The 26,303-nt window shown below is 69.2% G+C and carries 19 protein-coding genes and 1 tRNA gene; 14 read left to right on the top strand and 6 right to left on the bottom strand.

From position 1 onward, the window contains the following. Window positions 1-296 precede the first annotated feature (296 nt). A complete protein-coding gene (locus OG746_RS31190) occupies window positions 297-1,127 on the top strand; it encodes a class I SAM-dependent methyltransferase (RefSeq protein WP_266720767.1) in 831 nt (276 codons plus the stop codon). A gap of 47 nt (window positions 1,128-1,174) precedes the next feature. Continuing rightward, window positions 1,175-3,748 carry an ATP-dependent helicase HrpB gene (gene hrpB / locus OG746_RS31185; protein ID WP_266720765.1) on the top strand — a complete coding sequence of 858 codons (2,574 nt, stop codon included), beginning with the start codon at window positions 1,175-1,177 and terminating at the stop codon, window positions 3,746-3,748. Here hrpB and pgfA read toward each other — a convergent pair. From pgfA to OG746_RS31170, 3 genes are all read right to left on the bottom strand, one after another. Further along, window positions 3,738-4,742 (bottom strand): cell envelope lipid trafficking protein PgfA, encoded by a 1,005-nt coding sequence (gene pgfA, locus OG746_RS31180; RefSeq protein ID WP_266720763.1) that lies wholly within the window; start codon window positions 4,740-4,742, stop codon window positions 3,738-3,740. The two genes, hrpB and pgfA, sit on opposite strands and share 11 nt — an antisense overlap. A gap of 39 nt (window positions 4,743-4,781) precedes the next feature. Next, on the bottom strand, window positions 4,782-4,916 hold the full coding sequence (locus OG746_RS31175) for an SPW_0924 family protein (RefSeq protein WP_266720761.1): 135 nt from the start codon (window positions 4,914-4,916) through the stop codon (window positions 4,782-4,784). Window positions 4,917-5,086: 170 nt separating this feature from the next. Further along, complete coding sequence (locus tag OG746_RS31170; protein WP_266720759.1) at window positions 5,087-6,808, bottom strand: lytic transglycosylase domain-containing protein; 1,722 nt, start codon at window positions 6,806-6,808, stop codon at window positions 5,087-5,089. Window positions 6,809-6,988: 180 nt separating this feature from the next. Here OG746_RS31170 and OG746_RS31165 point away from each other — a divergent pair, with 180 nt between their 5' ends. After that, window positions 6,989-7,798, top strand: a complete 810-nt coding sequence (locus OG746_RS31165) for a DUF4184 family protein (RefSeq protein ID WP_266720757.1) — start codon at window positions 6,989-6,991, stop codon at window positions 7,796-7,798. An 81-nt stretch (window positions 7,799-7,879) separates the two neighbouring features. Here the strand turns inward: OG746_RS31165 and polA are convergent, their stop codons facing one another. After that, the gene (gene polA, locus OG746_RS31160; protein ID WP_266725549.1) at window positions 7,880-10,549 is read right to left on the bottom strand and encodes a DNA polymerase I; all 2,670 of its coding nucleotides are present in this window, start codon (window positions 10,547-10,549) and stop codon (window positions 7,880-7,882) included. Between the two features lie 291 nt (window positions 10,550-10,840). Between polA and OG746_RS31155 the strand changes: the two genes are divergently transcribed. Both OG746_RS31155 and OG746_RS31150 read left to right on the top strand, forming a co-directional pair. Beyond that, window positions 10,841-13,135: an FdhF/YdeP family oxidoreductase gene (locus OG746_RS31155; RefSeq protein ID WP_266720755.1), complete on the top strand. Its 2,295-nt coding sequence runs from the start codon at window positions 10,841-10,843 to the stop codon at window positions 13,133-13,135. A 98-nt stretch (window positions 13,136-13,233) separates the two neighbouring features. Further along, window positions 13,234-13,704, top strand: a complete 471-nt coding sequence (locus tag OG746_RS31150; RefSeq protein ID WP_266720753.1) for a PaaI family thioesterase — start codon at window positions 13,234-13,236, stop codon at window positions 13,702-13,704. A gap of 81 nt (window positions 13,705-13,785) precedes the next feature. Here the strand turns inward: OG746_RS31150 and OG746_RS31145 are convergent, their stop codons facing one another. Further along, window positions 13,786-15,714 carry a Xaa-Pro dipeptidyl-peptidase gene (locus tag OG746_RS31145; RefSeq protein ID WP_266720751.1) on the bottom strand — a complete coding sequence of 643 codons (1,929 nt, stop codon included), beginning with the start codon at window positions 15,712-15,714 and terminating at the stop codon, window positions 13,786-13,788. A gap of 273 nt (window positions 15,715-15,987) precedes the next feature. Between OG746_RS31145 and OG746_RS31140 the strand changes: the two genes are divergently transcribed. From OG746_RS31140 to OG746_RS31115, 6 genes are all read left to right on the top strand, one after another. After that, window positions 15,988-16,380: a hypothetical protein gene (locus OG746_RS31140; RefSeq protein WP_266720749.1), complete on the top strand. Its 393-nt coding sequence runs from the start codon at window positions 15,988-15,990 to the stop codon at window positions 16,378-16,380. A 342-nt stretch (window positions 16,381-16,722) separates the two neighbouring features. Further along, on the top strand, window positions 16,723-17,961 hold the full coding sequence (locus OG746_RS31135; protein ID WP_266720747.1) for a branched-chain amino acid ABC transporter substrate-binding protein: 1,239 nt from the start codon (window positions 16,723-16,725) through the stop codon (window positions 17,959-17,961). 117 nt (window positions 17,962-18,078) lie between these two features. Then, on the top strand, window positions 18,079-19,008 hold the full coding sequence (locus OG746_RS31130; protein WP_266720745.1) for a branched-chain amino acid ABC transporter permease: 930 nt from the start codon (window positions 18,079-18,081) through the stop codon (window positions 19,006-19,008). Window positions 19,009-19,013: 5 nt separating this feature from the next. Next, window positions 19,014-20,807, top strand: coding sequence for a branched-chain amino acid ABC transporter permease (locus tag OG746_RS31125; protein ID WP_266720743.1), 1,794 nt, complete (start codon window positions 19,014-19,016; stop codon window positions 20,805-20,807). Window positions 20,808-20,812: 5 nt separating this feature from the next. Further along, entirely contained in the window at window positions 20,813-21,667 is an 855-nt protein-coding gene (locus OG746_RS31120; protein WP_266720741.1) for an ABC transporter ATP-binding protein, read from the top strand. Further along, entirely contained in the window at window positions 21,664-22,380 is a 717-nt protein-coding gene (locus tag OG746_RS31115; RefSeq protein ID WP_266720739.1) for an ABC transporter ATP-binding protein, read from the top strand. The genes OG746_RS31120 and OG746_RS31115 overlap by 4 nt, the downstream gene beginning before the upstream one ends. Before the next feature lie 83 nt (window positions 22,381-22,463). On the opposite strand, the gene OG746_RS31110 is transcribed toward OG746_RS31115, so the two are convergent. After that, a complete protein-coding gene (locus OG746_RS31110) occupies window positions 22,464-23,120 on the bottom strand; it encodes an ANTAR domain-containing response regulator (RefSeq protein ID WP_266720737.1) in 657 nt (218 codons plus the stop codon). A gap of 102 nt (window positions 23,121-23,222) precedes the next feature. Here OG746_RS31110 and OG746_RS31105 point away from each other — a divergent pair. From OG746_RS31105 to OG746_RS31095, 3 genes are all read left to right on the top strand, one after another. Then, window positions 23,223-23,305, top strand: a tRNA-Leu gene (locus OG746_RS31105). An 84-nt stretch (window positions 23,306-23,389) separates the two neighbouring features. Beyond that, window positions 23,390-24,178, top strand: coding sequence for a helix-turn-helix domain-containing protein (locus OG746_RS31100; RefSeq protein WP_266720735.1), 789 nt, complete (start codon window positions 23,390-23,392; stop codon window positions 24,176-24,178). A 136-nt stretch (window positions 24,179-24,314) separates the two neighbouring features. Then, a complete protein-coding gene (locus tag OG746_RS31095) occupies window positions 24,315-26,276 on the top strand; it encodes an alkyl/aryl-sulfatase (protein ID WP_266725547.1) in 1,962 nt (653 codons plus the stop codon). The last annotated feature ends 27 nt before the right edge of the window (window positions 26,277-26,303 follow it).

Here is a 26,303-nt window from a genome sequence, read left to right as displayed (position 1 = left end):
TGAAGAAGCCGGACAGCCTTGGAAGCGCCGAATCCGGAGTTCCGTGAGGAAACCGGTGGCGCCTCGACAACCGAGGGGACATGCAACAGATGCGAGCACAGCCTGCTATGTCCGAGGTGCGCAGGCCCGCAGCGCAACTTGTAGCATACGGGGGCAGCCGGACAGGGTCAATGCGCGAAGGCGCACACCCGGGGCGGATCGCCGCATACCCGGCACAAAACCTGTCTCACAAGGCCACTGGCATCGCAGAGCGGCACATTATTACGAGGGAGCCGATCATCCAAGAGTCCGGACCAATGGAAGCGCACGACTCCCCCTCGACGGTCGACGACGACTCGACGGCGACCCGGCGGGACGCGGACACCACGGAGAGCTCGCGGGCCAACCGCGGCTGGTGGGACAGGAACGCGGACGACTACCAGGTGGAGCACGGCACGTTCCTCGGCGACGACCGTTTCGTGTGGTGCCCCGAGGGGCTCGACGAGATGGAGGCCGAGCTGCTCGGCCCGCTCGACGACCTCGCGGGCAAGGACGTCCTGGAGATCGGGGCGGGCGCCGCGCAGTGCTCGCGCTGGCTGCTCGCCCAGGGCGCGCGCCCCGTCGCCCTCGACCTCTCGCACCGCCAGCTCCAGCACGCGCTGCGCATCGACGGCGGCAAGGTGCCGCTCGTGGAGGCGGACGCCGGGGTGCTCCCCTTCAAGGACGGCTCCTTCGACCTGGCCTGCTCCGCGTACGGGGCGCTCCCCTTCATCGCGGACCAGGTGCAGGTGATGCGCGAGGTGCACCGCGTGCTGCGGCCCGGCGGGCGGTTCGTCTTCTCCGTCACGCACCCGATCCGCTGGGCGTTCCCCGACGAGCCGGGCCCCGAGGGCCTGTCCGTCGCCGCCTCTTACTTCGACCGCACTCCTTATGTGGAGCAGGACGAGGAGGGGCGGGCCGTGTACGTCGAGCACCACCGGACCATCGGGGACCGGGTGCGGGACGTGGTGGCGGGCGGCTTCCGGCTCGTCGACCTCGTGGAGCCGGAGTGGCCCGAGTGGAACACGCAGGAGTGGGGCGGCTGGTCGCCGCTGCGCGGGAACCTGATCCCGGGAACGTCGATCTTCGTGTGTGAGCGAAGCGAGTAGCGAGTAGGGGTCGCCCCCGGCCGGAGGCTGGGGGAGAGACTGAGGGGGTGACCGCTCCCTCCTCCCCCTCTTCTGTTCGTGACGAGGCGCTGCAAGCCCTCCCCGTACGGTCCGCGCTGCCCGCGCTGACGTCCGCTCTCGACGCGGACGGGGCCGCGGTGCTCGTGGCGCCGCCCGGCACCGGCAAGACGACCCTCGTACCGCTGGTGCTGGCCGGGCTGCTCGACGAGGGCGCTCCCGTACGTCGTGTGGTGGTCGCCGAGCCGCGGCGGATCGCGGCGCGGGCGGCGGCGCGGCGGATGGCGTGGCTGCTCGGCGAGAAGGTCGGGGAGCGGGTCGGCTACACGGTGCGCGGCGAGCGCGTCGTCGGGCCGCGCACCCGCGTCGAGGTGGTCACGACGGGCGTACTGCTGCAACGGCTGCAGCGGGACCAGGAGTTGAGCGGCGTCGATGCCGTGATGCTCGACGAGGTGCACGAGCGGCACCTGGACGCGGACACCGTGGCCGCCTTTCTGTGGGACGTACGTGAGGCGCTGCGGCCGGAGCTGAAGCTGGTCGCGGCGTCCGCGACGACGGACGCCGAGGGGTGGGCCTCGCTGCTCGGGGGCGCCCCGGTCGTCGAGGCCGAGGGCGTCTCGTACCCGGTGGACGTGGTGTGGGCGCCGCCCGCGCGTCCGGTGCGGCCGCCGCACGGGATGCGGGTGGACCCGGCGCTGCTCACGCATGTGGCGTCCGTGGTGCGGCGTGCGCTCGCCGAGCGGGACGGCGACGTGCTGTGTTTTCTGCCGGGCGTCGGGGAGATCGCGCGGGTGGCCGGGCAGTTGGGCGCCCTGGGCGAGGTGGACGTGCTGCAGGTGCACGGGCGGGCGCCGGCCGCCGTGCAGGACGCGGTGCTGTCGGCGGGTGCGCGGCGGCGGGTCGTGCTCGCCACGGCCGTCGCCGAGTCGTCGTTGACCGTGCCGGGGGTGCGGGTCGTCGTGGACGCGGGGCTCGCGCGGGAGCCGCGGGTGGACCACGCGCGCGGGTTGAGCGCGCTGACGACCGTACGGGCTTCCCGTGCGGCCGGGACACAGCGGGCGGGACGGGCCGGGCGTGAGGCGCCGGGTGTGGTGTACCGGTGCTGGGAGGAGGCGGAGGACGGGCGTCTTCCCCGCTTCCCCTCCCCCGAGATCAAGGTGGCGGACCTGACGGCGTTCGCGCTTCAGGTGGCGTGCTGGGGCGACCCGGACGCGTCGGGGCTCGCGCTGCTCGACGCTCCTCCCGGCGGGGCGATGGCGGCGGCGCGGGCCACTCTGGCCGTGGTGGGTGCGGTCGAGGGGGAATCCGGGCGAGCCACCGAGCGGGGTGGGCGGTTGGCTCGGCTCGGGGTGCATCCGCGGCTGGGGCGTGCCCTTGTAGACGCGGCTCCCGTGGTGGGCGCGCAGCGGGCGGCCGAGGTGGTCGCGCTGCTGAGCGAGGAGCCGCCGCGGGAGTACGGGGATGATCTTGGCGGGGCGTTGCGGGCCGCTCGGCGGGGGCGGGACGCGTATGCCGGGCGGTGGGCGCGTGAGGTTCGACGGCTGGCCCGTCTGGTCTCGGAGTCCGCGCCTTCGGCGCGGGAGACGCCCCACCCACCCACGCGAAACGCCGCACCGGAAGGTTCCGGTAGCGACGATCACGTCGCCGGAGTCGTCGCCGCGCTCGCCTTTCCCGAGCGGGTTGCCCGGCGCGTCGGCGGCTCGTTCCTCATGGTTTCCGGGACCCGCGCCGACGTCCCCGACGGGTCCGCTCTGCGGGACGCCGAGTGGGTTGCCGTCGCCGTCGCCGACCGGCCCGTGGGGGCCGGGCACGCGCGCGTGCGGCTCGGCGCGGTCGTGGACGAGGAGGTCGCCCGACGGGCCGCCGCGTCGCTGCTGCACGAGGGCGACGAAGTGGCGTGGGCGGGCGGCGAGTTGGTGGCCCGGCACGTCACCCGGCTCGGCGCCGTCGAACTCGCCGTACGGCCGCTCAAGAACCCCGCCCCCGGCCTCGTACGGGACGCTCTGCTCGAAGGGTTGCGGCGCGAAGGGCTCGGGCTGCTGCGGTGGAGCAAGGACGCCGTGGCGCTGCGGGAGCGGCTGGCGTTTCTGCGGCGGCACGTCGGGGATCCGTGGCCGGACGTGAGCGACGATGCGCTGCACGCGCGCGTGGACGAGTGGCTGGAGCCGGAGTTGAGCGCGACGCGGCGCCGGGCGGACCTCGGGCGGATCGACGCCGGGGAGGCGCTGCGGCGGCTGCTGCCGTGGGCGGGCGGCCAGGCGGCGCGCCTGGACGAACTGGCGCCGGAGCGCCTCGGGGTGCCCAGCGGCTCGCGGGTGCGGCTCGACTACTCCGATCCCGAACAGCCGGTACTGGCGGTGAAGTTGCAGGAGATGTTCGGGCTGCGGGAGACACCGCGGGTGGCCGGGGTCCCCGTGCTCGTACACCTGTTGTCGCCGGCCGGGCGGCCCGCTGCCGTCACCGCGGACCTGGCCTCGTTCTGGGGCGACGGCTACCGCTCCGTGCGGGCCGATCTGCGCGGCCGCTACCCCAAGCATCCGTGGCCGGAGGACCCGGCGGCGGCCGAGCCCACGCGGCACACGAACGCCCGCCTCAGACGCTGACCGGGTCGGGCTCCGGCTCGGTCACCGGCGCGTCTTCCGGCTCGCCGGGGCGCCGGCTGCGCGCCTCCAGCCACAGCGACAGCGCGAGCAGCACCACGCCGAGGGTGAGGAAGCCCCACGGCAGGTAGGACGTGAGCAGGAGGACGAGGACGCGCTGGGACTTGACCAGGTCGACCGTCGACTCGGTGAAGTCGGGGCGCATCTTGACGTGGCCGGCAAACGCGGTGATCTTCTTGTCGGGGTCGCTCGCGAGCAGCGTGCCGCCGCGCATCTCCTCCTTGTGGATCTCCTCCCCGTACACGGGGGCGCCGGTCGTCGGGTCGACCCAGAACTTGCGGACCGTCGTGTAGTACATCTTGGTGCCGGTCTTGGCGACGGACTCCGGGGTGATGCCCTTGACGGGGAGCTTCTTGGGGAAGGGGACCTTTGTCCACGGGATCGTCTGCTCGAAGTAGTAGACGTCCAGGCCGTGGAACTTCTGGGTGCCCTTGTAGTGGATGGGGCGGGTGACGCGGGCGCGCGCGTCGAAGTACTCGTAGTCGCGCCGCTCCGTCAGGAAGGGCCACTTGAACTCGATGCCCTCGCGCTTGACCGCGTCGCCGTCGACCGATTCGCCCTTGGCGTGCACGGGCGCCGAGCTGTGGGCGTCGAAGATGTAGCGCTCGGGGATCTGGGAGACCATCTTGCCGTCGGGCCCCACTACGTAGGTGAGGCCGTCCCAGACGACGACATCGCGCCCGGCGGACTCCTCCACCTTGTTCGACGCCTCGACGTTGCCCTTGAGGGTCTGCACGATGCTGAGCTTGGGGACCTTCTTCTCCTTCATGGTCCCGTAGTCGACGAGGGTCGCGTTCTTCGCCTCCAGGACCATCGTCTGGTACTGGCTCGGCGGGATCTTCGCGAGGCGCGGGAACGCGTACCAGCGCATCAGCGGGGACATCGCCGTGAAGAACACGGCGAAGGCGAGCAGGATCAGGCTGGCCTTGCGGCGCATCGCGGCGGCCCTCCTCAACTACGGTCGTGGCACGGGCTCTTACGGGTGTTTGGGCACGGAGTGCAGCAGTGGTTTCGGGGATGTCTCGCCCGGCGGGGCACCGACCGCGGTCATGGTGAGGACCAGGGCGAGCGCCGCGGCGAGACCGATCGCCGCGGCGACGAGAGCACGCATGTCCGACCTCCCTGCAGCCTTGCGGCACACGGAATCTGATGAGGCGTCAGGCCTCTGGGTCGGTGCACCGTAGCAACGCGGAGCGGGAATGAGAACACGTTGTACGGGACGTAGTTGAGCCCCCGACCGGTGTCCGGTCGGGGGCTCAACTCGGGGCCGTGCGGCAGGTGTTACGAGGAAGCGGGCGCGGTCACCTTCAGTTCGACGTCGAGCGTCGCGCCGCCCGTCGTGGTGACGCGCAGCAGGAACGTGCCGGCCGTGTCGTCCGCGTACAGCTTCGGCAGCGTGAAGTGTCCGTCGGCGTCGGCCTTCAGGCCCTTGAGGGTGCGGATCGTCTTGCCGTCCGCGTCCTTGAAGTAGGGGCCCTTGTCCGCCTCGGTCGCGTCCTCCTTGGACGTGATGAGGGTCGCGGAAGCGGCGACCTTGTCGGCCGCGGCGCCCTTGTATGTGGCCTTCAGCTCGACGGCCTTGGCGAAGGTGCCGCCCGCCTCGCAGGTCAGCGCGTCGGCGTCGGCCCGCTCCAGCTTGTCGGCGCGCGCGGTGACCGTCGCCGTGTGGGCGGGGCCGCTCACATTGCGGCCGACGACGGTGGTGCTGACCTTGAACTGGCCGGTCTTCTTCCCCGCCTTGAGCGCCGGTGCGGTGGCCACGCCCGAGCTGTTCGTGGTGACGGTGGCACTGGTGGCGCCGCCGGAGAACGTGGCGTCCGTGGCGCCGACGATCGCGAAGCGGATCTTCGCGGAGCCGACGGCGGAGCCCGCCGCGTTCTTCGCCTTCACCTTGACCCGCGCGCTGAAGGAGTCGTCCTGCAACGCGGCGAGGGTGCCGGTGCCCGCGTCGGCGAGCTTGGTGACGGACGCGGTGGGGCTGGTGGTGGGCGGCGGAGTGGTCCCGCCCGGGCTCTCCGAGCCGCCACCGCCGGTGTTCCCGCCGGGCGTGGTCGAACCGCCACCGGGGCTCGTCGAGCCGCCGGGAGACGTCGAACCGCCGCCGGACGGGGGCTTGGACGGGTTCTTCGTGGTCGGCGAGTCCGACGGGCGGCCGGTGGGGCTCGGCGACGTGCTCGCGCCGCCGCTCGGGTGCCTGGGCAGCACGCCGGTGCCGTCGGGGACCGAGTGGGAGTTCTTGCGGTAGAACTCCAGCCACTTCAGGACGGTGGCGAGGTAGTCCGAGGAGTTGTTGTAGCTGAGGATCGCCTTGTTGAGATCCAAGGCGTTCGACAGGTCGCGGTCGGCGCGGCACAGATAGTGGCCCGCGGCGAGGGCGGCGTCGTAGACGTTGTTCGGGTCCTTCTTGCCGTCGCCGTTGCCGTCGCGGCCGGCCCACTCCCACGTGGAGGGGATGAACTGCATGGGGCCCACCGCCCGGTCGTGGGTGGTGTCGCCGTCGTAGGAGCCGCCGTCGGTGTCGGTGATCTTCGCGAAGCCGTTGCCGTTCAGGGGCGGGCCGAGGATCGCGTGGAGCGTGGTGCCGTCCGCGTCGACGTCGCCGCCGCGGGCCTGGCCCGACTCGACCTTTCCGATCGCGGCGAGCAGTTGCCAGTCCAGATTGCAGCCGGGCTTCGTGGTGCCTATCTCGGATGCAGCCTTCTTGTAGGCGTCGAGGACGGTCGCGGGTATGCCGGAGTCGTCGCCGCCCTTCCCGCCCGTGCCGGGCGAGGTGGTCGGGTCGTCGGTGGGGCTGTCCAGCGAGGGCAGGTCGCTGTAGTAGTCCGGGTCCGTCGCCGAGTCCGGCGGAGTGTCGCCGGAGCGGTCCGCCGCGGAACTGCCGCCGTCCGGGTGCGGAGGGCTCACTCCGGGTGCCTGGGACGCGGACAGGGCCGCCACCGCCGCGGCGGCGACCGCGGCCGTCATGACTCCTCTGCGCAGTCGCCTGCCGAATACCGCCGCCATTCCGCGAGCCCTCCCCTTGTCGCCTTTACCGACCCGCCACGCTCCCCAGCGCACGGATCCCGCCGACCCTACGACAACTTCCGCCGCACAGACACCCGTTCGTGCCCGGTATTGAACGATTGCGCCACAACGGCTGCCGTACGATTCCACGCTTGCACGTACGGGACGACAGGGGGCCATGTGCCGTTCACCATCAGCCATGCAGCGGCTGTGCTGCCTTTTGTGCGGCGGGACGGCTCGGGGCGCGGTCCGCTCGTTCCCGCGCTGCTCGTCGCCGGGTCGTTCGCGCCCGACCTCACGTACTACGCGGCGGGCGTGCTGCCGGGGGCGATGGGATTCGGCTCGTTCACGCACTCGTTCACGGGTGTGTTCACCGTGGACGTGGGGCTCGCGCTCGCGCTGGTGGCCTTGTGGGCGCTGATCCGGGAGCCGGTGCTCGGGCTCGTACCGGGGCGGGTGCGGGGCCGGGTGGGGGCGGTGCTCCGGCCTTCTCGGCGGCGTACGGGATGGTGGCCGCTGTGGTGGTACGTCTCCGCGGCGCTCGGCGCCACGACGCACGTCGTGTGGGACGCCTTCACGCACCCGGGCCGCTGGGGCCTGCGCCTCTTCCCCGTCCTCGGCGAGACGTTCGTCGGGTCGCCGCTCTACTGGTACGTCCAGTACGCCGGTTCGGCCGCCGCCCTCGCCGTACTCGCCGCGTTCGCGTGGTGGGCGGTACGGGGCGCCACCCCCGCCGAGACGGGCCCGGCACCGTCCCCCGGCGAGCGGTGGCTGGCGTGGACCCTGATCGCGGGCTGCGCCTGTGTCGCGGGCGCGTTGCGGGTGGCGAACTGGCTGTCGTACGTCGACGGGGCGGGACTCACCTGGCAACCGTGGGAGATCATCCCGGCGCTGTGCTTCGGCGCGGGGGCGGGCCTCGGCGTGGGGGTGGTGCTGTACGCACTGGTGAGCCACGTCAGGCCGCGCACCTCTAGCCCCGCCGGCGATTGAGGCGCGGGGTCCGGGGCGGAGCCCCGTGACGTGAGCCGGGCGCGGGCCGCGACAACGCAACCCACACCCGACCGCCGGAGGCTAATGCGCCGCAGACTCCCAGTCCGCACCAAGCCCCACCGACACATCCAGCGGAGCGCGCAGCTCAACCGCCCCCGCCATCTCACGCCGCACCAGCTCCTCCGCCGCAGCGGCCTCACCGGGGGCGATCTCAAGCACGATTTCGTCGTGGACCTGAAGCAGCATCCGCGACTTGAGCTTCGCCTCCGTGAGCGCCTTGTCCACGTTCAGCATCGCGATCTTCACGATGTCCGCGGCGGTGCCCTGGATCGGCGCGTTGAGCGCCATCCGCTCGGCCATCTCGCGGCGCTGCCGGTTGTCCGAGTTCAGGTCGGGCAGGTAGCGGCGGCGCCCCAGCATCGTCTCCGTGTACCCGGTGGCGCGCGCCTCGTCGACGGCCCGCCGCAGGTAGTCCCGCACCCCGCCGAACCGCTCGAAGTACGTGTCCATCAGGCCGCGCGCCTCGCCCGGGTCGATGCCCAGCTGGCCGGAGAGGCCGAAGGCGGAGAGGCCGTACGCGAGCCCGTACGACATCGCCTTGATCTTGCGGCGCATCTCCGCGTCGACCGCGTCCCGCTCCACTCCGAAGACCTGCGAGGCCACCGTCGTGTGCAGGTCCTCGCCGGAGTTGAACGCCTCCAGGAGGCCCTCGTCCTCCGACAGGTGCGCCATGACGCGCAGTTCGATCTGGCTGTAGTCGGCCGTCATCAGCGACTCGTAGCCCTCCCCGACGACGAAGCCGCGACGGATCGCGCGGCCCTCGTCGGTGCGGACCGGAATGTTCTGCAGGTTCGGGTCGGTCGACGACAGTCGTCCCGTCGCCGCCACCGTCTGGTTGAACGTGGTGTGGATGCGGCCGTCCGCCGCGATCGTCTTGATCAGGCCCTCGACGGTGACGCGGAGCTTGGCCTGCTCACGGTGGCGCAGCATGATCACGGGGAGTTCGTGGTCGGTCTGCGTGGCCAGCCAGGCGAGCGCGTCGGCGTCCGTCGTGTACCCGGTCTTGGTCTTCTTCGTCTTCGGAAGGTCGAGTTCCTCGAAGAAGACGGCCTGGAGCTGCTTGGGGGAGCCGAGGTTGAACTCGTGCCCGACGGCGTCGTGAGCCTCCTTCACCGCCTGCTGCACGGCGCCCGCGAACATCTGCTCCATCGACTCCAGGTGGGCGCGGTCGGCGGCGATGCCGTGCCGCTCCAGGCGCGCGAGGAGCGTGGACGTGGGCAGCTCGATGTCGGTGAGCAGATCGGCCGCGCCGACCTCGCCCAGGCGCGTGCCGAAGGCCTCGCCCAGGTCGAGGATCGCGCGGGCCTGCACCATGAGGGCGTCGGCCTCCGCCTGGTCGTCCTCGTCGGTACCGAACGCGAGTTGACCGTCGGCCGCGCCGGCCGGGGCCAGCTCGCGGCCCAGATACTCCAGGGACAGCGCGTCGAGCGCGAAGGAGCGGCGGCCCGGCTTGACCAGGTACGCGGCGAGCGCCGTGTCCATGGTGATGCCGTCGACGCTCCAGCCGTGCTCGGCGAAGACCCGCATCACGGACTTGGCGTTGTGCAGCACCTTCGGCTTCTTCGCGTCGGCGAGCCACGCGGCGAAGGCCTTCTCGTCGCCCTCGTCCAGCGTCGACGGGTCGAACCAGGCAGCCTCTCCCCCGGCGGCGGCCAGCGCGACCTCGGTGACCGAGCCCGTACCCAGCGACCAGGTGTCGACGGACGCGAGGCCCAGGACGGCCTTGCCGTGCTCGGCCAGCCACGGGGCGACCTCGCCCGACGCAAGGACCTTCCCGTCGAGCTCGACGCCCGGCTCCGCCGGGGTCTCCTCGGCCTCCTCGGCCCCCGGGTCGACGGCGAACAGGCGCTCGCGCAGCGACGGGTTACGGATCTCCAGCGTGTCCAGGATCATCGCGATCGCCGTACGGTCGTACGCCTCGCGCCCCAGGTCGGTGACCGTCTTCGGCAGCTCGACGTCACGCACCATCTCGGTGAGGCGCCGGTTCAGCTTCACGGCCTCGATGTGGTCCCGGAAGTTCTGCCCCGCCTTGCCCTTGACCTCCTCGGCGCGCTCGACCAACTCCGCGAACGAACCGAACTGGTTGATCCACTTCGCGGCCGTCTTCTCGCCGACTCCGGGGATGCCCGGCAGGTTGTCCGACGGGTCGCCGCGAAGCGCCGCGAAGTCCGGGTACTGGGCCGGCGTGAGCCCGTACTTCTCCTCGACCTTCTCCGGCGTGAAACGCGTGAGCTCGGAGACGCCCTTGGTGGGGTACAGCACCGTCACGTTCTCCGAGACCAGCTGGAACGAGTCCCGGTCGCCGGTGACGATGAGCACCTCGAAGCCCGCGGCCTCGGCCTGCGTGGCGAGCGTCGCGATGACGTCGTCGGCCTCGAAGCCGTCGACCGCGAAGCGCGGCGTGTGCATCGCGTCGAGCAGCTCGCCGATCAGCTCGACCTGGCCCTTGAACTCGTCCGGCGTCTTCGACCTGTTCGCCTTGTACTCGGTGAACTCCTCGGAGCGCCACGTCTTGCGGGACACGTCGAACGCCACCGCGAAGTGCGTGGGCTCCTCGTCGCGCAGCGTGTTCGCCAGCATCGACGCGAAACCATAGATCGCGTTCGTCGGCTGCCCCGTCGCCGTCGTGAAGTTCTCCGCGGGCAGCGCGAAGAATGCCCGGTACGCCAGCGAGTGCCCGTCCATGAGCATCAGGCGGGGGCGCCCGCCCGAGCTGCTGTCTGCTGCCTTCGCCACCGGATCCACCGTCTTCTTCGCCGTCTTCGCTGCTGCTTTCTCTGCCACGCCCACGATCCTGCCACGCCCCACTGACAGCCCGCCCGTCTCCCACCCCCGCCCTTGCAAAGAATCGCTGCGCGATGCCCCTCCTGACTCCACCTCGGACCGCCACCGGCGTTGTCACACCCCCGTGCGAAGATCGGAGACGTAGCTCACAGCACGGCATCGCAGCATCGCAGGACCTGCTCAAAGGGGAGCCGAACCATGGCAAGCAAGCCGCCCGCATCCGACCCGGTACAGGACGCGCCGCAGGTCGCGGCGCCGCAGCACCATGCCGCCGGGCTCCCCGCCGTGAAGCACTCGCTCAAGATGGCCCGCGAGCAGATGGGCGTGAAGCGGACCGCGCTGACGCTGCTGCGCGTCAACCAGAAGGACGGCTTCGACTGCCCCGGCTGCGCCTGGCCCGAGCCGGAGCACCGGCACGCGGCGGAGTTCTGTGAGAACGGGGCGAAGGCGGTCGCCGAGGAGGCCACGCTGCGCCGCGTGACGCCGGAGTTCTTCGCCGCGCACCCGGTCAAGGACCTCGCGACGCGCTCCGGGTACTGGCTGGGCCAGCAGGGCCGGCTCACCCACCCCATGCTTCTGGAAGGAGGGGGTCCGGACGAGGGCGGCACCCACTACGAGCCCGTCTCGTGGGAGCGCGCCTTCGACATCATCGGCAAGGAACTCGAAGCGCTCGCCTCCCCCGACGAGGCCGTCTTCTACACATCGGGGCGCACCAGCAACGAGGCGGCGTTCCTCTACCAGTTGTTCGCCCGCGAGTTCGGCACGAACAACCTGCCCGACTGCTCGAACATGTGCCACGAGTCGTCCGGTTCCGCGCTCACGGAGACCATCGGCATCGGCAAGGGCAGCGTCCTCCTGGAGGACCTCTACAAGTCGGATCTGATCATCGTCGCCGGGCAGAACCCGGGCACGAACCATCCGCGCATGCTCTCCGCCCTGGAGAAGGCGAAGGCCGGCGGCGCGAAGATCATCTCGATCAACCCGCTGCCGGAGGCGGGGCTCGAGAAGTTCAAGAACCCGCAGACCCCGAAGGGGATGACCAAGGGCGCCGCGCTCAACGATCTGTTCCTGCAGATCCGCCTCGGCGGCGACCAGGCCCTCTTCCGCCTCCTCAACAAGATGATCCTCGACACTGGAGGCGCCACCGACGACGCCTTCATCGCCGAACACACCCACGGCTACGAGGAGTTCGCCGCGGCCGCCCGCGCCGCCGACTGGGACGAGACGCTCGCGGCGACCGGCCTGTCCCGCGCCGACATCGAGCGCACCCTGGAGATGGTCCTCGCCTCCAAGCGCACCGTCGTGTGCTGGGCCATGGGCCTCACCCAGCACAAGCACTCCGTGCCGACGATCCGCGAAGTAGTCAACTTCCTGCTGCTGCGCGGCAACATCGGAAGGCCCGGTGCCGGCGTGTGCCCCGTCCGCGGCCACTCCAATGTGCAGGGCGACCGCACCATGGGCATCTTCGAGCGCCCCGCGCCCGCGTTCCTCGACGCCCTGGAGAAGGAGTTCGGCTTCGCCCCGCCGCGCGAGCACGGCTTCGACGTCGTGCGCGCCATCCGCGCCCTGCGCGACGGCCAGGCCAAGGTCTTCTTCGCGATGGGCGGCAACTTCGTCTCGGCCTCACCCGACACGGACGTCACCGAGTCGGCGATGCGCCGCGCCCGCCTCACCGTCCACGTCTCCACGAAGCTGAACCGCTCGCACACCGTCACCGGCGCCCGCGCCCTCATCCTGCCCACCCTCGGCCGCACCGAGCGCGACCTCCAGGGCAGCGGCGAGCAGTTCGTCACCGTCGAGGACTCCATGGGCATGGTCCACGCCTCCCGCGGCCGCCTCGACCCGGCGAGCCCGCACCTGCTGTCCGAACCGGCCATCGTCGCCCGCCTCGCCCGCCGCGTCCTCGGCGCCGAATCGGCCACGCCCTGGGAGGAGTTCGAGAAGGACTACGCGACGGTCCGCGACCGCATCGCGCGCGTGGTCCCCGGCTTCGAGGACTTCAACAAGAAGGTCGCCGATCCGAACGGGTTCGCGCTCCCGCACGCCCCGCGCGACGAGCGCCGCTTCCCCACCACCACCGGCAAGGCCAACTTCACGGCCGCGCCCGTCGAGTACCCGCGCGTACCCGAGGGCCGCCTGCTCCTGCAGACGCTGCGCTCCCACGACCAGTACAACACCACGATCTACGGCCTCGACGACCGCTACCGCGGCATCAAGAACGGCCGCCGCGTCGTCCTCGTCAACGCCGACGACGCCAAGGACCTCGACCTCGCCGAGGGCTCCTACGTGGACCTCGTGAGCGAGTGGAGCGACGGCGTCGAGCGGCGCGCGCCCGGCTTCCGCGTCGTGCACTACCCGACGGCCCGCGGCTGCGCGGCCGCCTACTACCCGGAGACGAACGTGCTGGTGCCGCTGGACGCCACCGCCGACACCAGCAACACACCCGCGAGCAAGTCCGTCGTGATCCGCCTGGAACAATCCAGGACCGACTGAGCGTTTGCTCAGCCGCGTGGGCGGCTCAAGACGCCCACGCGGACGACTCAAGCCACGTAGACGACTCAAGCAAGGCACGACGAACGGAGCCGGGCGCCATGGGCGAGCAGAACCACACGCAGTTCCCGCAAGAGGTCATCGACGAGTACGCGGCACTCGGCATCGACCTCGTCGCCCTGTTCTCCGCCGGACACCTCGGCACGCGCATGGGCATCGAGATGAAGGAGGCCTCGGCCGAGCGCGTCGTCGGCACCATGCCCGTCGAGGGCAACACCCAGCCCTACGGGCTGCTGCACGGCGGCGCCTCCGCCGTGCTCGCCGAGACCCTCGGCTCCGTCGGCGCGATGCTGCACGGCGGCAGCGGCAGGATCGCCGTCGGCGTCGACCTGAACTGCACGCACCACCGCAGCGCCCGCTCCGGCCTCGTCACCGGCGTCGCCACCCCGCTGCACCGCGGCCGCTCCACGGCGACGTACGAGATCGTCATCACCGACGAGCAGGACAGACGGGTCTGCTCGGCCCGCCTGACCTGCATGCTCAAGGAAGTCCCGGACGCGCCCACCGCATAGCGGAGGAAGCCCCGGACGCGCCCACCCCATAACGGAGGAAGCACCGGAGCACCCACCGCACAGCGGAGGACAGCCGGACGCCTACCGCTTGGCGGTCGGCGCCACCGGCAGCGTCACCGCACTGTCCCCGGCGCGCACGGTCATCCTCGTGCCCGCCGGATAGCGCAGCGTGTAGTCGTAATCGGTGGAGATCAGGACGACACCGAGCCGGTGCCCCGCCTTGAAGACATAGTCCTCGGGCTGCATGTCCCACTTCAGCCGGTACTCGCGGCCCTCGACGACCTTCGACTGACGCGCGTACGACACCCGGTTGCGGGCATCGAGCCAGCCCCGCGTCACGATCTTGTAGTCGGCCGTCTCGGTGCGGTGCTTCGAGCGGTACGCGCACCCCGTCTCACCGGCGAGGCCCGGCACGCCCTCGCCGTAGCAGACCTGCTGCGAGGTGTCGGTGACCGTGCCGGAGGTGGCGCGGGTGTCCCGCCCGTAGTCGACGAGCAGCGCGGTCACGTACGGCGACGTACCGGCCAGCGAGGCCCGCACATCGACCTCGGGCACGCCATTGAGCCGGACGTCCTTGTCGAGCGCCCCCGTCGTGTACGCGAGCCGGTTCGGGTTCGCGTCGTCCGGCGACGTCACCAGCTTCTCCGCGGCGACCGTCCGGCCCGCGTCCGTCAGCGACTGCACACGCTTCGGGCCCGCCTTGCTCCCCAGCGTGCCGTCGGCGCGCATCCGAAGCGTCGTCGAGCGCGTACCGGCCGCCGGCCAGTCACTCTGCTGCTTCCAGCTGAAGTCGGCCTGCTCGACGTCGACCCTGGGCTCCTTCGTGACGCCGTTGTCGATGCCGTACAGATAGTGGTCGAACCAGTGGTGGACCTGGCTCAGCCACTCCTCCATGCGCAGCGGCATCGGATTGGCGTGCCCGGCCTGGTGCAGCCACAGCTTGCGCGGCACATGGTTCTTCTTCAGCGCCTCCCACAACTGGCCCGCGTTCTTCGTCTTCACGTTCCAGTCGTTGAGGCCGTGCACGACGAACGTCGCCGCCTTGATCCGGCCCGCGTCCTTCAGATAGTCGCGCTCCTGCCAGTACGGCGACCAGTCACCGGTCGCCCGGTCCTGATCACGCTCCAGCGAGTCGAGCACCGGCTTGCAGATCTCCCGGTCGGCCCGCGAGTACACGTACCTGGCGAGCACGTCGGTGTCCTCGCCCTGGTACGTGCCGGGCGCCACGACACCGCCGTTCGCGCGGTAGTAGTCGTACCAGGAGGAGATCCCGGAGATCGGCACGATCGCCTTCAGGCCTTCAACTCCCGTACTGGCGACCGCGGTCGGCAGCGTGCCGTTGTAGGAGATGCCCATCATGGCGGAGTCACCGGTCGACCAGTCCGCGCGGATCGGGTCGCCCTCCGTGTCCCAGCCCTTGGCGCGGCCGTTCAGCCAGTCGATCGCGGCCTTCGCGCCCAGCGTCTCGTTGCGGCCACCCGAGGTCGGACAGCCGGTGGAGTCGCCGGTACCGAGGCTGTCGACCTCGGCCACGGCGTAGCCGCGCGGCAGGAAGTAGTTGTCGTAGTACCCGCCGTACGCCACGGCCGGTCCCGTCAACCCTGCCTTGTCCGGAGCCTGTTGGAACTTTCCGCCCGACTCCGGAAGCCCGTCCTCGTCCAGGTCGACGACATGGTTCGGGACATCGTTACCACCCGCCCAGTACGGGCTCGCCTCGACGATCGTGGCGACCTTCAGGCCCGCCGTCTCCGTCTCCTTGGGCCGCAGGATCCGCATGCGCACGGTGTCGCGCTTACCGTCGCCGTCACTGTCGGCCTCCGTCTGGACGTCGACCTTCTGCAGCACGGCGTCCGCGCGCGAGAAGACGGGCTGCGTCTCACGATCCTTGATCTTCAACTCCGCCTGCCCGGCGGAGGGTTGCACGGCATACGCGGACGGGGCGGCCACGGCCGCCACCAGCGCACACACCAGGGCCAGGCCGAAGCGTCTCTTACCGGTGGATCTCACCATCGTGCCTCCAAGGGCGCGTTCAGGAGTTCACTCATGGGACGGGAGGTGACGTGAGGCATTCCATCGCGCCACGCCCTGTCCGGCCAGGGGGCGTCCCCGACTCACGCGTCCTGTACCGCCACCGCCGGAGCCGCTCCAACTCACGCACCCTGTACCGACACCGACAGAGCCGCTCCAACTCACGCACCCTGTACCGACATCAACGGACCCGCTCCAACTCCCCCACCCCGCCCCACCATTGGCGGACCCACCCCCTCCGCCCTACCGTCGAGCATGACCGGCATCGGGCCCGTCGAGCCGCACGAACCGGCGGCCGACCGCCACCCCCGCGCGCCGCACCCCACCGACGTCTTCGGCGCCGACTCCCCGCGCCCGTACGACCGTTGGACCGCACAGCCCCCGCGCAGGCGCCGCCTCCTCGCCGGACTCCTCGCCGTGACCGCCGCCGCGGGCACCCTCCTACTCCCCCGCCCCGAGCGGCCCCACCCCGGCGCCACCCGACCCCTGCCCCGCGCCCTCGACATGACCTACCTGGACCTCACGCTCACCAACCGGCGGGCCAGAGAACTGCACAGCTTCATCTTCGTCGAGCGCTATCCGCACGACCTGCTCACCCTGCTGCGCGCCCGCTGCAAAGAACCTCGCACCGAACTCACACAGCGGTAACACTCGGTTACCTCTGCCGCAACGAAGCAATGCGAACGTCGCACCGCGTAGCCCTGTCGACGCACACGGGGCGTACCCGACCATGTCGATCTTGAGAACACCCCGCTCCACGACGGGACTTGAGGTGATCTTGGTCCGCCCCGCCCAGCCGGGACGCCCGGCATAACAAGAACGTCACAGCCTCTTCCGCACCCACGCTCCACCCCGCCACCTGCGCTTATAGTCACGGCCAGTCACCGCGCCGCCGGGCGCTCCACTTGCACGGCCCCTGTACCACTCCGTACGGCCCGGCGAGACACACGGCCCCTGGACCAGGGGACCGCGCCAGGGAGAGGAATGATCGTGCGACACCGTTCTTTGCTCATACTCACTTCCGTGCTCACCACCGGAGCACTCACGCTCACCGCCTGCGGTTCGCGCGACGACGACAAGAAGTCCAGCGGCGGAGACAACACCACCGTGGTCATCGGCGTCGACGCCCCGCTCAGCGGCGACCTCTCGGCCATCGGTATCGGCATCAAGAACTCCGTCGACCTGGCCGCGAAGACCGCCAACAAGAACAAAGAAGTCAACGGCGTCACCTTCAAGACCCAGCCGCTCGACGACGTCGCCAACCCCTCCACCGGCGGACAGAACGCCACGAAACTCGTCGGCGAGGACGACGTCCTCGGCGTCGTGGGCCCGCTGAACTCCAGCGTCGCCCAGTCGATGCAGAAGACCTTCGCCTCCGCCAACCTGGTCCAGGTCTCCCCCGCGAACACCGCGCCCGAACTCACCCAGGGCGCCAAGTACGCGACCAAGAAGGCGCGCCAGTTCGACACATACTTCCGCACCGCGACCACCGACGCGCTGCAGGGCCCCTACGCCGCCCAATACGCGTACAACACCCTCAAGTTGAAGACCGTCTACTCCGTCGACGACAAGAAGACCTACGGAGCAGGCCTCGCCCGCACCTTCCGCCAGGAATTCACCAAGCTCGGCGGCAAGGTCATCACCACCGACCACATCAACCCCGACGACCGCGACTTCGGCGCCATCGCCACGAAGATCAAGAACTCCAAGGCCGACTTCGTCTACTACGGCGGCGAATACCCGGCCGGCGCGCCCCTGTCCAAGCAGATCAAGGACGCCGGAGCCAAGATCCCCGTCATCGGCGGCGACGCCCTCCAGAGCGCCGACTACACCAAGCTCGCAGGCAAGGCCGCCGAAGGCGACTTCGCCACCTCCGTCGGCGCCCCGCCCGCGAAGCTCGACACCGCCAAGAAGTTCATCGCCGACTACAAGGCCGCAGGCTACGACGAGCCCTACGAGACCTACGGCGCCCTCTCCTACGACGCCGCCTGGACCATCATCCAGGCCGTCAAGCAGGTCATGGCCGACAACGACGGCAAGCTTCCCAGCGACCCCAAGGAAGCCCGCAAGAAGATCAGCGAAGCCACCCAGAAGGTCTCCTTCAACGGCGTCACAGGACAGGTCTCCTTCGACAAGTACGGCGACACCACCAACCGCACCCTGACCGTCTACCAGGTCAAGGGCGGCGAGCACACCCCGGTCAAGACCGGCGAGCTGGAAGCGCAGTAACGCGAAGGGAGCGCCCGGCACCCCGGACGCTCCCCCAGTACCGCAGCAAGCGCGGGGGGCCCACCAACAGCCCCCCGCGCACCTGTACTCGACACCACCACCCACGGAGGCCCAGCGGTGCACGATCTGCCGCAACAGCTGGTCAACGGCCTGATCCTCGGAGCCCTGTACGGCCTCATAGCCGTCGGCTACACCATGGTCTACGGCATCATCCAGCTCATCAACTTCGCCCACGGCGAGATCTACATGATCGGCGGCTTCGGCGCCCTCACCATGTGGCTCTTGCTCCCCGGCGGAACATCACTCATCGTCGCCCTGCCCCTCATGCTCCTGATGGGCATCGCCTGCTCCGTCCTCATCGCCGTCGGCGCGGAACGTTTCGCCTACCGGCCCCTCAGAAACGCCCCACGCCTCGCCCCGCTCATCACCGCCATCGGCCTCTCCATCGCCCTCCAGCAAGCCGTCTGGGCCTTCTACCCCGACGCCAAGGCCGACCGCACCTTCCCCCAGTTCGAGGGCGGGCCCATCGACCTCGGCGCCATCACCCTCCAGCGCGGCGACCTCTTCCTCATCATCGCCGCCCCCATCTGCATGGCCGGCCTCGCCTACTTCGTCGCCAAAACCCGCACAGGCCGCGCCATGCAAGCCACCTCCCAAGACCCCGACACCGCCAAGCTCATGGGCATCAACACCGACCGCATCGTCGTCACCGCCTTCGCCATCGGCGGCGCCTTCGCAGCCGTCGCCGCCATGGCCTACGGCCTCAAATACGGCCAAGTCGGCTTCAAAATGGGCTTCATCGCCGGCCTCAAAGCCTTCACCGCAGCCGTACTCGGCGGCATCGGCAACATCTACGGCGCCATGATCGGCGGCCTCACCCTCGGCCTCGCCGAAGCCCTCGCCACCGCCTACATCGGCGACATCCCCGGCATGGAACTCTTCGGCGGCGGAGCCTGGAAGGACGTCTGGGCCTTCGCCCTCCTCATCCTCGTCCTCCTGCTGAGGCCCCAAGGCCTACTCGGCGAACGCGTCTCGGACAGGGCGTGACCACCATGACGACAAACACAGCCACAGCCGGCGCCAAGACCGCCGCCCTCCCGCTCCCCGAAAAAGCAGCCCGCTACGGCACCGCCGCCGGAGCCCTCCTCACCCTCGCCAGCACCTTCCTCGCCTGGACCTGGACAGACGAATTCCCCGGCGACCTCACCGTCACCGGCTACCCCGGCGGACTCCAAGTCCTCACCCTCGTCGGCGCACTCCTCACCCTGCTGCTCGCCCTCTCCGGACTCGGCACCCGCGGCCTCCAATGGCTCACCCCCGGCGGCACCACCGCCCCCACCCTCCTCCTCGCCCTCGGCACCCTCGGCACCACCGGCTACACCATGGGCGCCATCTCCGCGAAACTCGGCGGCACCGCCAACCTCGAACCCGGAGCCTGGATCGCGGGCATCGTCGCCCTCGCCACCACCCTCCTCGCCCTCGGCCTCCCCGCCGACACCCCCGACCCCGAAGCCACCAACCCCTGGCGCCGCTTCCGGGCCGCCCTCAAAGCCCCGGCCCCACGCCCCAGCACCATCAAGCTCCCCGCGTGGGCCGAAATCCTCCTCATCGCCGTCGCCTTCGGCATCGGCCTCTACGTCTTCACGTACGGCATCGACACCGAATACGGCGAACTCTTCGTCGGCTACCTCATCCTCGTCTCCTTCGGCGCAGCAGGCCTCGCCAAAGCCGGCCTCCTCGCCCGCATCACCGGCCTCACCAACAAACACCGCAACATCAGCCTCACCGCCGCCTTCGTCGCCGCAGCAGCCTTCCCCTTCACCCAGACCAACGACACCTACACCAACGTCGCCGCCAACATCCTCGTCTTCGCCACCGTCGCCCTCGGCCTCAACGTCGTCGTCGGCCTCGCAGGACTCCTCGACCTCGGCTACGTCGCCTTCCTCGGCGTCGGCGCCTACGCCGCAGCCCTCGTCTCCGGCAGCCCCGACTCCACCATCGGCGTCCACTTCCCCTTCTGGGCCGCCGTACTCACCGGCGCCGCAGCCTCACTCGTCTTCGGCATCGCCATCGGAGCACCCACCCTCCGCCTCCGAGGCGACTACCTCGCCATCGTCACCCTCGGCTTCGGCGAAATCTTCCGCATCACCATGAACAACCTCGACGGCGACTCAGGACCCGACGTCACCAACGGCCCCAACGGCATCCCCAACATCCCCGACCTCAAAATCTTCGGCTTCGACCTCGGCGAAACCCACACCGTCCTCGGCGTCGACCTCGGCCGCTTCGCCAACTACTACCTACTGATGCTGTTCTTCACGATCATCGTCGTGACCGTCTTCCGCCGCGCCAGCGCCAGCCGCATCGGCCGCGCCTGGGTCGCCATCCGCGAAGACGAAACAGCCGCCCGCGCCATGGGCATCAACGCCTTCCGCCTCAAACTCCTCGCCTTCGCCCTCGGCGCCTCCCTCGCAGGCATGGCCGGCAGCGTCCAGGCCCACGTCCAATACTCGGTCACCCCCGACCAGTACAAATTCGTCGAGAACGCACCACCGAACTCCGCGTTCCTGCTCGCCGCAGTCATCCTCGGCGGCATGGGAACCGTCAGCGGCCCCCTCATCGGCGCGGCCCTGCTCTACCTCATCCCGGCGAAACTCCAATTCATCGGCGACTACCAACTCCTCCTCTTCGGCATCGCGTTGATCCTCCTCATGCGCTTCCGCCCCGAAGGCCTCGTCGCCGACAAACGCCGGCAACTCGAATTCCACGACACCGGCCAACTCGACGTCCCCGAACAAACAAGCCTCACCGGCGCCGGTACGGCACCCACCAAGGCCGGAGCGTGACCACCATGACCACAGCGACGACCAACACGGTGCTCCAGGCAAGCGGCGTCACCATGCGCTTCGGCGGCCTCACCGCAGTACGAGGCGTCGACCTCCACGTCGACCAAGGCGAAATCGTCGGCCTCATCGGCCCCAACGGCGCCGGAAAAACCACCTTCTTCAACTGCCTCACCGGCCTCTACGTCCCCACCGAAGGCAAAGTCTCCTTCCAGGGCAACACCCTGCCGCCCCAACCCCACCTCGTCACCCAGGCAGGCGTCGCCCGCACCTTCCAGAACATCCGCCTCTTCGCCAACATGACCGTCCTCGAAAACGTGCTGGTGGGTCGCCACACACGGACCAAAGAAGGCCTGTGGTCGGCCCTCCTCCGCGGCCCCGGCTTCCGCAAAGCCGAACGCGGCAGCGAAGAACGCGCCATGGAACTCCTCGACTTCATCGGCCTCTCCCACAAACGCGACCACCTCGCCCGCAACCTCCCCTACGGAGAACAGCGCAAGCTCGAAATCGCGAGGGCACTGGCCAGCGAACCGGGTCTCCTTCTCCTGGACGAGCCCACGGCCGGCATGAACCCCCAAGAGACCCGCGCCACCGAAGAGTTGGTCGTCGCCATCCGCGACATGGGCATCGCCGTCCTCGTCATCGAGCACGACATGCGCTTCATCTTCAACCTCTGCGACCGCGTCGCCGTACTCGTCCAAGGCGAAAAACTCGTCGAAGGCACCAGCGAAGAAGTCCAGGGCGACGAACGCGTCATCGCCGCCTACCTCGGCACCCCCTTCGAAGGCGCCCCCGAAGACACCGCGATCGAAGAAGTCCAGGCCGCGGAAGCCCAGGCCGGCGGGGAAGGAAACGACCAGTGACCGCACTGCTCGAGGTCGAGGACCTCAAGGTCGCCTACGGCAAGATCGAAGCCGTCAAAGGCATCACCTTCAGCGTCGAAGAAGGCCAGGTCGTCACCCTGATCGGCACCAACGGCGCCGGCAAGACCACCACGCTGCGCACCCTCTCCGGACTGCTGAAACCCTCGGCCGGCAAGATCAGCTTCGCCGGGGAACCCTTGGCGTCCGTACCCGCGCACAAGATCGTCGCGATGGGGCTGGCCCACTCCCCCGAAGGCCGCCGCATCTTCCCCCGCCTCACCATCGCGGAGAACCTCCAACTCGGCGCGTTCCTCCGCCGCGACCAGGCGGCCGTCGAAAAGGACATGCAGCGGGCCTACGAGCTGTTCCCGATCCTCGGCGAGCGAAGGAAGCAGGCGGCGGGAACGCTGTCCGGCGGCGAGCAGCAAATGCTGGCAATGGGACGGGCGTTGATGTCCCAACCCAAGCTGCTGATGCTCGACGAACCGTCCATGGGCCTCTCACCGATCATGATGCAGAAGATCATGTCGACGATCTCGGAACTCAAGGCCCAAGGCACGACCATCTTGTTGGTCGAGCAGAACGCCCAAGCGGCGCTGTCACTCGCCGACCAAGGACACGTGATGGAAGTCGGCTCCATCGTCCTCTCCGGCAGCGGCGAAGACCTGCTGCACGACGAATCCGTACGGAAGGCCTACCTCGGCGAGGACTGATGGCTTTACGTGCTTTACGTGGATGTGGCTGAGGCCCGCGCTCCAGGTTCGGGGCGCGGGCCTCATACACGTGACGGGTTACGTCAGCCCTTCGACGCCTTCTTCTCCTCGGCATCCTGAATGACCGCCTCGGCCACCTGCTGCATCGACAACCGGCGATCCATCGACGTCTTCTGAATCCAACGGAACGCGGCGGGTTCGGTGAGCCCGTACTCCGTCTGAAGAACCGACTTCGCCCGGTCCACCAGCTTCCGCGTCTCAAGACGCTGCGTAAGATCCGCGACCTCGTTCTCCAGCGTCTTCAGCTCCGTGAAGCGCGACACGGCCATCTCGATCGCCGGGACGACGTCACTCTTACTGAACGGCTTCACCAGATACGCCATCGCACCGGCGTCGCGCGCACGCTCCACCAGATCGCGCTGCGAGAACGCGGTCAGCATCAGAACAGGGGCAATCGACTCACCGGCGATCTTCTCCGCCGCGCTGATGCCGTCCATCTTCGGCATCTTCACGTCCAGGATCACCAGGTCGGGCTTGTGCTCACGGGCCAGCTCAACGGCCTGCTCGCCGTCGCCGGCCTCGCCCACGACGGAGTAGCCCTCTTCCTCGAGCATCTCTTTGAGGTCGAGGCGGATGAGGGCCTCGTCCTCGGCGATGACGACGCGGGTCGTCAGCGGCGGGACGTGCGACTTGTCGTCGTCGACTGCGTCTACGGGCTCGGGCGTCTCGGGGGCGGTCACGGGGGCGCTCCTTGTTTGGGCAGGCTAGGGGCTGCCCCTAGAGCCTACCTAGCTGCGACTGCCTCCGATGACCCGGTACACTTCCCGACAGTTCGACAGCCCGCCCGGTTGGAGGAACTGGTCAGACTCGCGGTGCTCAAACCACCGTGCCTACGGGCATGTGGGTTCGAATCCCACACCGGGCACTTCGCTAGAAGCGGATGTTCACGTTCTCGTGAACATCCGCTTTTTGCTGCATGGCGTCACCGGCCGTCACGCACTGTGCTCACATGAACTATCACGGAACAGCCGTACGACAGCGGGCGCTCACACTGCTCAGGGACGGCGCCAAGAACGCAGACGTGGCGCGCAGCCTCGCCGTCCCTCTCGGCACAGTCTCGTACTGGCTCCACATGGACCGAGCGAAACGGGGTGAATGCCCCGGCTCACACGATCCGACCTGCCCGCGCTGTGACGGTCGGCCGCTGGACGCGGCCGCGTACTCGTACCTGCTGGGCCAGTACCTGGGCGACGGCCACATCAGCCACTACTCGGGGCACCGCGTCCCCAACCTGATGATCACCTGCGCCGACGCCTGGCCGGGCATCGCGGACGAGACGGAACGGGCGATGCGGGCCGTCCTCCCGGACAACAGCGTCTGCCGCGTACAGCGGACCGGCTGCCACAACGTCAAGGTGTACTCGAAGCACCTCCCCTGCCTCTTCCCCCAGCACGGCCCCGGCAAGAAGCACGACCGCAAGATCACGCTCGCCTCCTGGCAGCAGGAGATCGTCGATGCCCACCCGTGGGAGTTCGTCCGGGGGCTCATCCACTCCGACGGGTGCCGGATCACGAACTGGACGACGCGGCTCGTCGGTGGTGAGCGCAAGCGCTACGAGTACCCGCGGTACTTCTTCACCAACAAGTCGGACTGCATCCGGCAGCTGTACACCGACACCCTCGACCGGCTCGGCGTCGCGTGGACGCACTGCACGCGGCACGGGAACCCGTACAACATCTCGGTCGCCCGCAAAGCGGACGTCGCCCTCATGGACACCCACGTAGGCCCCAAGTACTGACCCCGCAATAGGACCCGTCACACCCGCCCCACCCACCCCCTGGGACCTGCCCCAATTCCCCCAGGAACCCTTGACCACCCCACCCGCCTCAACGGAAGTTCGGGTTCACACCCACCACCCGCCCGAAGAGGTACGCATGAGCCCGATCAACCGGCGCCGCTTCGTCGCGGCCGCGGCAAGTGCCGCTGCGGCTGCCGTTGCCGTGAGCCCGGAGTCCGCGTTTGCCGCACACAGACCCGGCGGCGGCCAGGCCTCAGGGAACAGCATCAGCGCGACGGACGAGGGCGACTTGAACTACGACGACGACACCGACTTCACCAACGCCGACAAGGGCTTCATCGCGGCGCTCACCCCGGGCGTGATCAAGAACGCGGACGGCAAGGTCGTCTGGGACGCCGACGGGTACGACTTCCTCAAGGAAGGCGCGTCCAAGACCGCGAGCAAGAGCTTGTGGCGGCAGTCGCAGCTCGTCAGCAAGCAGGGGCTGTACAAGGTCACCGACCGGATCTACCAGGTCCGTGGGCTCGACCTGTCGAACATGACGATCGTCGAGGGCGACACGGGGCTCATCGTCATCGACCCGCTGATCTCCGCCGAGACGGCCGCCGCCGCACTGAAGCTGTACCGGGACCACCGTGACGCCGCGGACAAGAAGGTCACGGCGCTGATCTACACGCACCCGCACGTCGATCACTTCGGTGGCGCGTACGGAATTCTGCCGGACGGGGCCTCGGCCGATGTTCCGGTCGTCGCGCCCGAAGGGTTCCTGGAGCACGCGGTCTCGGAGAACGTGTACGCGGGTACGGCGATGACGCGCCGTTCCTCGTACATGTACGGCGCGCAGCTGCCCAAGTCGGCCAAGGGGCAGATCGGTTGCGGCCTCGGGCAGAACGTATCGCTCGGGACTGTCGGGCTCATCCCGCCCACCAAAAGCATCACCAAGACCGGGCAGGTCGAGACGTTCGACGGGGTGCGGATCGAGTTTCAGATGACGCCGGGGACCGAGGCGCCGGCCGAGATGAACTTCGTCTTCCCTGATCTGCGTGCGGTGTGTATGGCGGAGAACGCGACGCACACGATGCACAACATCATCACTCTGCGTGGTGCGCAGGTGCGGGATGCCCGTGAGTGGGCGCATTACCTGAACGAGTCGATCGATCTGTTCGCCGGTCGGGTGGATGTGGCGTTCGCGTCGCATCATTGGCCGACGTGGGGTGGTGAGGAGATCTCCGAACTGCTGGCGGTGCAGCGGGACTTGTATGCGTACATGCATGATCAGACGCTTCGGATGATCAATATCGGGATGACCGGTAGGGAGATCGCGGAGGAGATTCAGCTGCCGCCCGCGCTGAACGTGTGGGCGAACCGCGGTTATTACGGTTCGCTGAGCCACAACGTGAAGGGCATCTATCAGCGTTACATGGGCTGGTTCGACGCCAATCCGGCCCATCTCTGGGAGCACACGCCGGTCGATGAGGCGAAGCGGTACGTGAAGGCCCTGGGTGGGCGGACTGCGACGGTCGCGAAGGCGAAGGGGTTCGTGAGGGACGGGGATCTGCGGTTCGCGGCGACGCTGCTCAATCATGTCGTGTTCGCGGATCCGGAGCACAAGGCGGCCAAGACTGAACTGGCGGCGATTTACACGAAGTTGGGGTACGCGACCGAGAACGCGGTGTGGCGGAACTTCTATCTCACGGGTGCGATGGAGCTGACGGACGGGGTCACGCCCGGTAGGTCGACGTCGGTGAGTCCGACGATGATGATGGCGCTGAGCATCGACCAGCTGATCGACTCGGTCGCGATCCGGATCAATGGGCCCAAGGCGTGGGATCTGAAGATCAGGATGGACTGGAGCTTCCCGGCGCTGGGTGTCGTCTATCACCTGACGTTGCAGAACGGTGTGTTGACGTACAAGAGCGATGACAAGGCCGACAGCGGTGCGGGTGTGACGCTGTCCATGACCAAGCCGCAGTTGCTCGCCTTGTTGGGCGGGAAGGGGCTGGGGGACATCGAGGTGTCGGGTGATGCGTCGCTGTTGCAGAAGTTGCTGGGCGTGGTGGAGAAGCCGGATCCGAATTTCGCGATCGTGACCCCGTAGTCGTGGCCTCGTAATCGGGGCCCCGTA

The organism is Streptomyces sp. NBC_01016, from assembly GCF_026341035.1.
Classification (GTDB): Bacteria; Actinomycetota; Actinomycetes; order Streptomycetales; family Streptomycetaceae; genus Streptomyces.
The sequence above is the reverse complement of the archived record's forward strand: the minus strand, read 5'-3'. Positions and strand labels throughout refer to the sequence as shown.